Genomic DNA, 11338 nt, shown 5'->3' on the forward strand with positions numbered 1-11338 from the left:
AATTCATCTTCGATAGGCGGTTTATTTTATTCACCCTTAGCAATACGGTCTAAGAGTTCAATATAGCTTTCTTTATTTAAGGCTGGTGTAAAGTTGTCTAATATATCTTTAGCACCTGCTGCATCATCGTATAGTAAGTCTACGATTGTCATAGCCAATGCTTGTGCTGTTTTAATGTACGCTACATCAGGTACAGAGATTTCATATTCCGCACTGTGTAGTACACCACTTATACAACCAACCCATGGATGGATGACCGGCATCAAGTGAGATACGTCCCCCATATCTGTACTAGCTGTTATATGTGGGCCTTGGTATATATTGGCTTCACCAAAGATAGGATTTGAATTTTCTCGTAATAGAGCATTCATACGTTCATCATTACGCATCGGTAAATAACCAGGTAGGTCATGGATAACACATGTGGCTCCTACTGCATCGCCACCGGCTTTTAAGGCCCGGTTTACACGATGATTGCCATCTACAATAGCTTCAATATTAGAGGCACGCACGTAACTTTCAACTTGAACATAATCAGGCACACAATTTACCAATGTACCACCTTGATTAATGATTGGGTGGAATCTGAAATAATCGCTTTCTTTGAAAGTTTCACGAATGGAGTTAACCCCCATAACCCCCATCAAAGCAGCATTAAGAGCATTGATGCCTTCATGAGGTGCTTGTGCTGCATGGGCTACCTTACCGTGATATTCAATCAGTTTAGATACAAAACCATTAGAGGTACTACCAAGCCCCATTTCACCAGCTGGTGTTTTGGCTGTCTCCACATGCATTTGCATAGCCATATCAATATCGTCGAAAGCTCCTTCATAGATGAGCTGTTGCTTACCACCCATATACTTAAGCTTACCTTGCTCACGCAATTTATTGCGGTAATCAATTTCAATCATTTCCTCTGCCGGAACAGCAAATAATACAACATCGCCAGCTAATTCGTCCACCACAGCTTGTAAACCCATAGCGACAGCAAACATATTCGCAATTTGTACATTATGACCACAGCAATGGGCGGCCCCTGTTAAATCATCGGCACGAGGATGGCGAGGACAGAGAATGGCATCTAATTCCCCCACCATTGCAACCGTATATTTACTATCTCGACCTTTCATTCTACCTTTTACACCTGTCAATGCATGGCCAGTAGTATAAGAAATGCCAAGTTCATCAAACATAGCTTGAACCTTTTTAGAGGTTTTTACCTCTTTAAAACCCAATTCTGGTTCAGCCATAATAGATTCAGCCAATTCTCGTAAACGCGGTTGTGCATCAACAATAGCTTTACAAACACGTTGCTTTACTTCTTCCTTTGTCATACGGCTCATACTATCTCCTTTATAAAATCGACCGTATAAAATACGGTCGATCATGTCATCATGATGTATAGATATCTTCTAAAATATAATTCTATAATTATATCTTAACATAATTTAGACATCTAACATTATGATTTAGTATTAAATTAAACCTTCTAAATGAAGTACTAATTGGGCTAATGCTGTTGCACAGATGAAAGTACCTGCTGTTACAGCTAGTGCAACAGGGATAATACGCCAAGATAAGCGACGGAATGCACCAAGGTCTTTACCTAAGGATAAACCTGCATAGGCAAGTACAGGTGTTGTAGTAGCTAAGAATGTAACTTGGCTAGTTTTTGCGATAATCCATTCTTGACCAGGCATACCTGGTAAGGATGCAATAACACCAACTAAAGACACCCAGAATACCATAGGCAATTTATTAGCATATGGCAAGTTAGAGATCAAAGCACCGATTGTAGCAAGAGCTGCCAAGATAGCTACGCCAACTAAACTATCGCTAAATAGAAGTTTACCATCCATTACATTACCGACTGCAGTGATGATAGCAGCAATACAGATAACGATGACAAACTGTGTTAATCTTTCACTTTTACTCATGATGTGCTGCCTCCTCTGCTAAATCTTGTTCCCGGGTACGACCTGTAAAGAAGTTGTATGTTTTCTCCATAACTGGTAAAGAAACAAATAAACCAAAGTATACGCCTAGAACAGTAGTCAACAAGTTTGCAGCCCCTGCAAGAGCCATAATTTGTTGTTCGTAATCAGGATATACTGCAATGATTGGAGCTGTAGCTGCCGCCATCATACTAGCACTACCTACGCCAGCGCCCATAGCTAATGCCAAAGGATGAAACCAGCCAGATTGTGCTAACATACCTGCCAATACAGATGACCACATAGCGCCGATAAGAACACCACAGATGTACATGCCCATAACGCCACGGCCTTCTGGAGAGCTAAAACCGAATTTATCGATGATAATCGCTACATTTGGCTCACGGTCTACAGAGTAACAAGCACCTACTGCTTCGCGACGCATGCCTACTAGCAAAGCTACTGGTAAACCAAATACAATAGTACCGAAGAAGTGACCAAGCTCTTGTAATAACAATGCCCAGCCAGCACTTGTAAGAATACCAAGATTTGGACCGATACCAAGTCCTACTTTTACCATCAAGATCATAACGGCGATACCGATATAATCGGCAGATTTTTCCATCTGTTTAATCGTAAGAATTTTAAACTTAGGAATAGAAATTAATAAACCTAGAATCAATGTGTACAATAATGGCAATAATACAACAGGACCTAGTTTTTTTATGCCTATAAATTCAGCGACTACAGTTAGTACGAGCGCTAGAAAATGTATTTTGAGATTTCCCAAAAGCTGCATAATGACCTCCTGTAAAAATACATAATATAACATTGTTATATTATAAATAATTGTTATTAAAAGTGTCAATTACAGATGTACATTTGTCTATTTGAATTATTTTTTTCCAATAATATAGAGTCCCTGTTCAGCATCAACTACCTCAATAATAATATTTTCTATCATTGATGGTTTTACTTTATGAAACCTTTGTTCTTCTTCATCATAGTAAATGGCCCATTTAGACATACATGCCGGAATAGTGTCACTATCATAATCTTTCCCCCTCCAAATGGCATCATCTCTAAAATAACTTAGTCCATCTTTAACTAATTCTGTATCTAAACAAAATTCACCAGCTAAACTAACATGATTATCTAATAAAAGGTCTCTAACAATGATGGCTTCATATTCCCAACTTAGAAAACATAAGTATTCAAAGTATCTAAGTGCTATCTTGGAATCCCAACGATTGTTTAAAACCATGATTTGAAATAACTTATTTACTAACGCATAATCAGAAAATATATAATAGTCATTAGTTAAAAGGAAATTATATATTTGTTGAATTTCTTGTAAATCTAAAGTTTTATCTTTATTTATTTTGTCTATAGGCAACGAAGAAAATATTATATCCATATAGTACCTCATAATACATTTCAATAAAAGGCAGTTTGATGTCTCAAACTGCCTTTTACTGTCATTAAATTATGGAATTTAAAAATTTAACGCTTTGTAATGGTTTACCAATTTCTTGCTCACAGTAGGCAAATAGTAGTTTTTCAAGTTCCTTCCAAATTGTTTTGGGAAATTCTAAAGGCGTATCTTCACCCCACTGGTAAGCTAGAATCTGAGGTAATGTAGCTTTCACAGAACGAGAAATGCTAAGATTTGTAGTTTCCCGCACCTGCATCCAGAATGGCTCAATTCCGTCTTGATGGTTAAAAGCATTAGCACTAGGGACAACCCCTGCGAGAGATAATAGTTGCCATCCGAGCATTATCGTTCCCAATTGTACATTGCGACGTCGAATTTGCTTGGAATAGTTTACAACAGTATCAAAGACCTTGCGATCTACGTCATACATGGCAAATAACTCTTGAATGAGCTCACTCGCTACTGCTGCATAAGCAATATTATCGAGGTTTACATCTAAGGATTCCACCACATAGGAGCCATCAATTTGCGTAACATTTACATATTCCCCATCCGGTACAACTGTAATATACATGGCACTAAATGGACGTAAATAGGAGCTGTTGCGCATCGTCATCATTCGCTTATGTGGAATCGATGCTTTAATAAGTCCCAAGCTAGGCGTAATAAACGTAAATACGGAATACAACTTATACTTTTTTCGACTTATGACGATGGCTGGCGTATTAAAACCACCATTAAGCTTCTTCATTTTCTTCTTCCGTTGGTTCCTCTACTGGTATAGGTGTTACTTTAATGCGAGAGATACGATATCCTTGCATTTGAGTAACTTCAAAGGTGTAACCATGAGCATCCACCGTATCACCTACGATTGGTGTACGTTCTAATAAACCAAAGACATAGCCACCTATTGTATCAGAATCAGAATTATCAATTTCAATATTCATAATTTCTTCTACTTCGTCTACGAGGACCTTGCCATCAAACTCGAAGGAACCATCTGCATAGGACATCGTAGCTGGTAAATGCGGCTCATGCTCATCTTGTATGTCCCCAACCAACTCTTCGATAATATCTTCTAAGCCTACTAGACCAACCATGCCACCATATTCATCTACTACTACAGCTAGATATATACGGCGCGTTCTCATATATTGCAACAAGGTAGATAATTTCATTACCTCTGGAACAGTAAGAATGTCTCGTTTAATATTGCGCAAATCCTTACGGGCTTGATTAGGGCGTTCCATTAAATCTTTAATATGAACGAGTCCAATAATGTGATCCTTATCCTCTACACAGAGTGGATAACGTGTATGTACTTTAGAGCGGATAACCTTCATCGCTTCATCGTAACCATCTTCAACGAATACGCAGTCTACATCTTGACGAGGCACCATAACCTCTTTCGCCATGCGATCTACGAAGTTAAAAACATTATCGATTAACTCAGACTCTACTTGGTCCAGTTGCCCTTCCTCGTGGCTTCGAGAAATCATCATGCGAATTTCTTCTTCTGAGTACACAAGATCAAGCTCTGTTAAATATTTTGTTTTGTAAAAGCCTAAAATAACATTGGAGATTTTACTAGCAATCCAAATAAATGGATACACCAATTTACCTGCAGCCACGACGATACGGCTATAGGTATTTACGTATTTTGTAGGGAAGGATAAGCCCAATGCTTTAGGTACAATTTCACCGAAAATTAGGACGATTAAACTAATTAATAGTAATAGAATAATATCTAGTACCAAATGCATCCAAGTACTATGAATATTAAGAACCGCCACTATACGATCAACAATATTATCAAATACAAAAGTACCTGTGCCTGCAAGGGCCAAAATAAAGAATAGAATCAAAAACTGTGTAGTATTTAAAAAATACTCAGGATTTTGATAAAGCTTTAATAAAAATTCTCTATCCTTCTCCAAGAGGATGTCCATATCCTCTACATGTTCTTTACGAAGGCGTGCAAAGGAGAACTTTGCAACCACAAAAAAGTTAATTAAAAAAATACATAACAGACCAAACCCTATGGGTAACAGGCCATCTACACTATCCATCTTTATTCCTTTCATATGAATATGGAAACACTTATTTCTTTTTATTATATCAAATTATTTTCTATAACCAAGTTCAGATAACATACCAGATTTATTTCTCCAATCTTTTTTTACTTTAACCCAAAGGTCCAAGTACACCTTTGTAGCTAATAGCTTTTGAATATCTGCGCGCGCTTCAGCGCCAAGTTGTTTTAACAAAGCACCTTTTTTACCGATGATAATTCCCTTTTGAGAGTCTCTTTCACAGTAGATTGTAGCGCGGATATAGGTAGTACCATCATCACGTGTTTTCATTTCATCTACGTCTACAGCGATAGCATGAGGAATCTCATCTCGTGTAGCTAACAAGATTTTTTCACGAATGATATCGGAAATAATAAGGCGTTCCGGTTGATCCGTAATCATATCCTCCGAAAAATATTGTGGACCTTCCGGCAAGGTTTCCTCTAGAACCTTAAGAATTTCAGATAAGTTCTCTTTATCTTTTGCAGAAATAGGAATGACACCTGCAAAAGGATATGCATCTTGATAAGAAACGATTGCTTCTAAAAGCTCTTCTTTTTTGAGTGTATCAATTTTGTTGACTACCAAAAATACAGGAACCTTTACACGTTTCAATTGTTCAATAATAAAATTATCCCCAGGACCACGTTTTTCATTGCCTGCTACGACAAATAAAACGGCTTCCGTTTCTTTTAAGGACTCAATAGCAGCATCTACCATGAATTCGCCTAACTTGTGCTTAGGTTTATGCACACCAGGTGTATCCATAAATACGATTTGTTTGGATTCATCCGTATATACGCAGATGATACGGTTACGCGTTGTTTGAGCCTTATCGGATACGATAGCAATCTTATCGCCAATAAGAGCGTTGATTAAGGTAGATTTACCTACATTAGGGCGTCCTATAACGGCAACAAAGCCTGATTTAAAATGTTCGTTCTTATTCATTATATGGTGCATCCTCCCGCACATAACCCAAGTTACCTAGGATAAATTCTTCCTCTGTGCGCATCTCTTTTTTATCTTCGTCGTTCATATGGTCATAGCCTAAAATATGTAAGCAACTGTGAGTCGTTAAATATGCTAATTCCCGTTCAAAACTATGTCCATATTCAATAGCTTGTTCACGAGTACGCTCTAAGGAAATAATCATATCACCAAGTAAGTGATGTTCCTCTTTACTACCTTCGTAATCATCCCCTTCATTGAGGGCAAAGGACAATACATCCGTTGGTCTATCGATGCCTCGATATTCCTTATTAAGCTCGTGAATTTTAGCATTATTGCAGAGTAAAATACTCATTTCATCTTCTTCGAGGCCATATACGCGACTCACTTCATCGCAGACCTTGCGTATAACAGCCTCAATATTGGAATCCTCTTGAATTCCTTCATCATAGCTAATGTGTATATACATACTTATCCTTTCGCTACATTCTCTTTGGATACTGCGTTAGATTCTGTAGTCTCACCAGCTAACTTACGTTCGTGATATGCATCGTAAGCTTTTACAATGCGACCTACTAAATCGTGACGAACAACGTCTTGATCGCTAAAGTAAACCATATTAATACCAGGTACATGACGCAATACCTTTTCAGCCTCGCCGAGGCCAGACACAACACGTGGAGGTAAGTCAATTTGTGTCTTATCACCGTTGACTACCATTTTAGAGTTGTTGCCTAGACGAGTTAGGAACATTTTCATCTGTTCTGCCGTCGTATTTTGAGCCTCATCGAGAATGACGAAGGCATTTTCCAATGTACGGCCACGCATATACGCTAGTGGTGCTACCTCGATAGTACCACGTTCCATAAAACGTTGTACTTGCTCGATACCAAACATTTCATGTAATGCATCATAAAGAGGTCTTAAATAAGGATCAACCTTGTCTTGTAATTCACCAGGTAGGAAGCCTAACCGTTCACCTGCCTCTACAGCAGGGCGTGTCAAAATAATTTTATCTACATTGCGGTTTTTTAAATAGAATGCAGCTAAAGCTACTGCTAGGAATGTTTTACCTGTACCAGCAGGACCAATACCAAAAGTAATAGTATTTTTTCGGATACTATCTACATAGTATTTTTGACCTTCCGTTTTAGGCGTAATATTTTTACCACGCATATTAACGGATAAAGTATCCTCAAACATAGTATGTACGGCATCAGCTTTACCATTAGCCACAAGTTTAGCCGCAATACGCACTTGAGACTCAGTTATGGTACTACCTTCACGGTAAAGGAATACTAATTCTTCAAGGGTACGATAGAGAGCTTCTACTTGTTTTTCATCGCCCTTTATAACTACCGTATCACCTCGTGCCACTACATCTGCAGAGATGACTTCAAGCATCATATGCAGATATCGATTATGTTGACCTAGTATGGATTGTGCTAGGTCATATGTAGGAAATGTAAATACTTGTTCGCTCATACAACCTCCTAATCTATAAATTTACGAACTGCTTTACCATTTAGGTAATCACAGAGATCACCTTGATGAGCATCTAGTTCGTCTAGTTTATCATCAATTAAATCTTGTACGCGCCACCAACCCATAGACCAGTTTGTAAAAAGCGTATTATCTTCAGGTGCTCTCCCTACAAGACGCTGTAAAACAATGTCAGGATGTAAATGACGTACAAAATTAACAACCCGATCAGCATATTCTTCCGCACTAATTAGGGTAAACTGACCCTCTTGATACCACTTGGCCATCAATGTATTTTTTACAATATACAAAGCATGTAGTTTCACTTGATCAACACCGAGTGCAGATAAAATACGAGCCCCTTCGATTGTATCCTTCATTGTATCCCATGGTAAATTAACTATCATATGAGTAGTTATGTTAAATCCATATCGCTTAATCCGTAATACGGCATCAATAAACTGGGCTAAATCATGACCGCGATTAATTTTCTCTAATGTATCATAGTTAACCGTTTGAAGACCTAGCTCAATATAGATATCCTTATGAAAGCGATCCCTAATATCAGCTAATATCTCAAGATATTCATCGGCAATACAATCGGGTCTTGTTGCAATAGCAATGCCCACGGCTTTATCAATACAACCTTGTTCAATATAGCTTTTAAAATCATCAAGATTCAAGTAGGTATTACTAAAGTTTTGGTAATAAGGGATGAACTTCTTTGCTTTATATTTAGGGCCTATGTGAGCAATATTTTCCTCTAATTGCATGCGCACCGTCATCCAGGCAGGACGATTTTCGTATCCCGCGCCAATTTCACCACAAAAGGTACAGCCTCCAACACCAGCCGAACCATCTCTGTTAGGACAGGTCAAGGGTAGTGCTACAGGTAATTTATAAACCTTTTCCCCATATGTTTCTTTATAATATTTAGATACCATGCGGTATCGTTTTGATCTCGTTGTATCGGTCATAATACTCCTATTAAACTAACCAATCATCGCTTATTATGTAATATTTCAACTATCATAAATTCTCTAATCTTTTGATTATAAAAAATTAGATAAACTATTTTTATATTACTAACAAGCCTCTATTTCAGGACGTATAAAAGGTTTTACCTCTTTATTTACGTCGATTACAACTGTAAAAGGTACATTTGGTACATTCTTTATACCTAACACTTTAGCCGTATCTTCAGACATAGGCATTTCTACATATTGTTGACGAATTTTGCGCCACTCTTTAAATGTATAGTTAGGGATATACTGAGATGCAATTTCTTCATTGCGCCAAAATGCTTCCCCTTCTTGTAAAAGTTCTTTTGTCTGTTTTGGTAAACCTACGGCTTCACTGCGGACCTTACCACGATAGCTAACGAGTGTATCATATTGTAATAATTCGGCAGCTACTGTATCACCTTTAGACAAGAAAAAATTGTACAAGAACTCTATTTGATCTATATCTTTCAAATTAATCTTATGATTACCTGCATCGAGCCAAGCCTGTGTCATGTCACAAAAATAGGAAAAAGCATCTTTTTTTGTCTCCACTTTAGAAGGATCATACTTTTTCATAGGTGGTACATGATTAGTTTCTGTATCTTCCCCAGTTATAGATGTATCAGTATGTTCTTTTATAAGCTTACTACCAATATAGCCAAACACAGTTCTAAATCGTTCACTATTATAAAAGCGTTCAAAGACATCTTCAAAGTGTTTTAAGAAACGTATATCTCTATAAGGGAGCACGTGAGTACTTAATACCTCATATGGCGCTAAGGGATCACTAATATATTGATACTCATCCATGCGACGTACACCAGATCCTTTTAAAAGTTTCAAGAACCCTATTTGTAACGCATGAGGTTGTAAACTAAAAAGATCATTAAAGGATAAACCAAATCGCTGTTTATTCTCATAAGGCAAGCCTACGATTAAATCCATGTGTACATGAGTTCGACCTGCTTCAATGATAGGACGAATAGCCTTTTGAATATACGGCCAATCATTATATCGATTAATAGCATCCAAGGTTTTCTTATGTGTACTTTGAACCCCTACCTCAATTTGAATACGGCCTGGTGGTGTTTCACAGAGAATATTTGTCTCCCATTTCGTCATTAGCTCTGGTTCCATTTCTAGATGGAAATTCGTCTCCGTATCAGCATCACGCATGAATTCCATCATAGGTCGATGATGATGTGGCGCACAGTTAAAAGTTCTATCAACAAATTTAACTTGTTTTACCTTATGATCGATAAACCACTGTAGTTCTTTAAAAGTTCTTTCCTGCGGGAAAAAGCGAACTGTATTTTTATTGCCAGATAAACAGTACTGACAAGAGAATGGGCACCCTCGAGAGGATTCATAGTAGATGATTTTATGTTCTAAATCGACCATATCCTCTTCTACGTAAGGGAATGGTATGGTACTAAGATCTTTTACCTCCACCGTATCAGTAGAGCCCAGGAGTCGGCCAGAAATGTGGCGACCACGTACGCCAGGAATCTGCTCTTCTAAGCCATCCTTGCCAGCGATTAGTGCACTAATAAGTTGATAAAAAGCTTCTTCCCCCTCACCTTGTACGACATAGTCCACAGCAGCACAACGATTTAAGATTTCATCGGCTGTGAAAGACACCTCCGGCCCACCTAAAATAATTTTAATATCTGGTCGCACAGCTTTCACCATGTCTACTACATGTAAAGTCATCTCAATATTCCAGATATAGCAAGCAAAGCCCAATACATCTATATTACGCTCTGTAATATCGCTAAGAATATGTAAAACAGGCATATTAATAGTATATTCTACTATATCATATGCCTGTCCGTGAGCATGCCCGTAGGCTTTGAGATACCGCAAAGCCAGGGAGGAATGTATAAATTTTGAGTTTAATGTGGATAAAACTACGTTCATAGGTCCCCTTTATATCATCGAATGGCTCAGCCACCGTCTAGTCATAATACACATATTATACCATTAAAAGAGCCCAAAGATAAAGGAAACAATAGCACCCACTAAAATGACAACCCCTACTACAGAGAGGATAATGCCACCGAAGAATACAACAGCTGCTAAAACAACAGCTAATATGATAATCAAAATGATGCGACTAAGCCAGCTTGTACTATTAAAGCTATACACCTTAACTTTCGGTTCATATTGATTGTTTTCATCGTAATATTGTTGCTCGTCATTGATATTAGTTGGCGTTGAATCTACATGGACGGAATCGCCTACCTCTTCAATAGTTACACCATCAAATTCTCGTCTCTCATCGTCGGATAATACGCGTGTATTAGGTTCACCAGAATAAGTACTGCGACTATAAGTATCATCTGATTGACCATTTCTATATGTATTTTGATTATTGTTTATATTGTGTTGATCATTCATATGTATTTCCTTTATATGAACAAATACTAATTGATTTTATACAATTTATTATACCAT

Annotated in this window: 12 protein-coding genes; all 12 read right to left on the bottom strand. The window is 37.7% G+C overall.

Going from position 1 to position 11338, the window contains the following annotated elements; translation table 11 throughout:
- Positions 1 to 26: 26 nt before the first annotated feature.
- Entirely contained in the window at positions 27 to 1346 is a 1320-nt protein-coding gene (locus tag ACGHIY_RS04870) for an amidohydrolase (protein ID WP_077708452.1), read from the bottom strand.
- 132 nt (positions 1347 to 1478) lie between these two features.
- A complete protein-coding gene (locus tag ACGHIY_RS04875) occupies positions 1479 to 1940 on the bottom strand; it encodes a hypothetical protein (RefSeq protein WP_077708453.1) in 462 nt (153 codons plus the stop codon).
- Positions 1933 to 2736 (bottom strand): DUF3100 domain-containing protein, encoded by an 804-nt coding sequence (locus ACGHIY_RS04880; protein WP_012864410.1) that lies wholly within the window; start codon positions 2734 to 2736, stop codon positions 1933 to 1935. The genes ACGHIY_RS04875 and ACGHIY_RS04880 overlap by 8 nt, the downstream gene beginning before the upstream one ends.
- A gap of 96 nt (positions 2737 to 2832) precedes the next feature.
- Positions 2833 to 3354: a hypothetical protein gene (locus tag ACGHIY_RS04885; protein WP_077708454.1), complete on the bottom strand. Its 522-nt coding sequence runs from the start codon at positions 3352 to 3354 to the stop codon at positions 2833 to 2835.
- Positions 3355 to 3418: 64 nt separating this feature from the next.
- The gene (locus ACGHIY_RS04890; RefSeq protein ID WP_077708455.1) at positions 3419 to 4123 is read right to left on the bottom strand and encodes a DNA repair protein RecO; all 705 of its coding nucleotides are present in this window, start codon (positions 4121 to 4123) and stop codon (positions 3419 to 3421) included.
- Positions 4110 to 5441, bottom strand: coding sequence for a hemolysin family protein (locus tag ACGHIY_RS04895; protein ID WP_004695947.1), 1332 nt, complete (start codon positions 5439 to 5441; stop codon positions 4110 to 4112). The genes ACGHIY_RS04890 and ACGHIY_RS04895 overlap by 14 nt, the downstream gene beginning before the upstream one ends.
- Before the next feature lie 54 nt (positions 5442 to 5495).
- Complete coding sequence (gene era / locus ACGHIY_RS04900; protein WP_390525317.1) at positions 5496 to 6395, bottom strand: GTPase Era; 900 nt, start codon at positions 6393 to 6395, stop codon at positions 5496 to 5498.
- Positions 6388 to 6864, bottom strand: coding sequence for an rRNA maturation RNase YbeY (gene ybeY, locus ACGHIY_RS04905; protein ID WP_021148196.1), 477 nt, complete (start codon positions 6862 to 6864; stop codon positions 6388 to 6390). The genes era and ybeY overlap by 8 nt, the downstream gene beginning before the upstream one ends.
- A gap of 2 nt (positions 6865 to 6866) precedes the next feature.
- On the bottom strand, positions 6867 to 7880 hold the full coding sequence (locus ACGHIY_RS04910) for a PhoH family protein (RefSeq protein ID WP_024061834.1): 1014 nt from the start codon (positions 7878 to 7880) through the stop codon (positions 6867 to 6869).
- A gap of 8 nt (positions 7881 to 7888) precedes the next feature.
- The gene (locus ACGHIY_RS04915) at positions 7889 to 8854 is read right to left on the bottom strand and encodes a TIGR01212 family radical SAM protein (protein WP_123137916.1); all 966 of its coding nucleotides are present in this window, start codon (positions 8852 to 8854) and stop codon (positions 7889 to 7891) included.
- 108 nt (positions 8855 to 8962) lie between these two features.
- On the bottom strand, positions 8963 to 10801 hold the full coding sequence (locus ACGHIY_RS04920; RefSeq protein WP_390525318.1) for a DUF4080 domain-containing protein: 1839 nt from the start codon (positions 10799 to 10801) through the stop codon (positions 8963 to 8965).
- A 63-nt stretch (positions 10802 to 10864) separates the two neighbouring features.
- The gene (locus ACGHIY_RS04925; RefSeq protein ID WP_329864916.1) at positions 10865 to 11281 is read right to left on the bottom strand and encodes a DUF4229 domain-containing protein; all 417 of its coding nucleotides are present in this window, start codon (positions 11279 to 11281) and stop codon (positions 10865 to 10867) included.
- Positions 11282 to 11338 lie beyond the last annotated feature (57 nt).

The organism is Veillonella parvula, assembly GCF_042850485.1.
Lineage (GTDB): Bacteria > Bacillota > Negativicutes > Veillonellales > Veillonellaceae > Veillonella > Veillonella parvula_Q.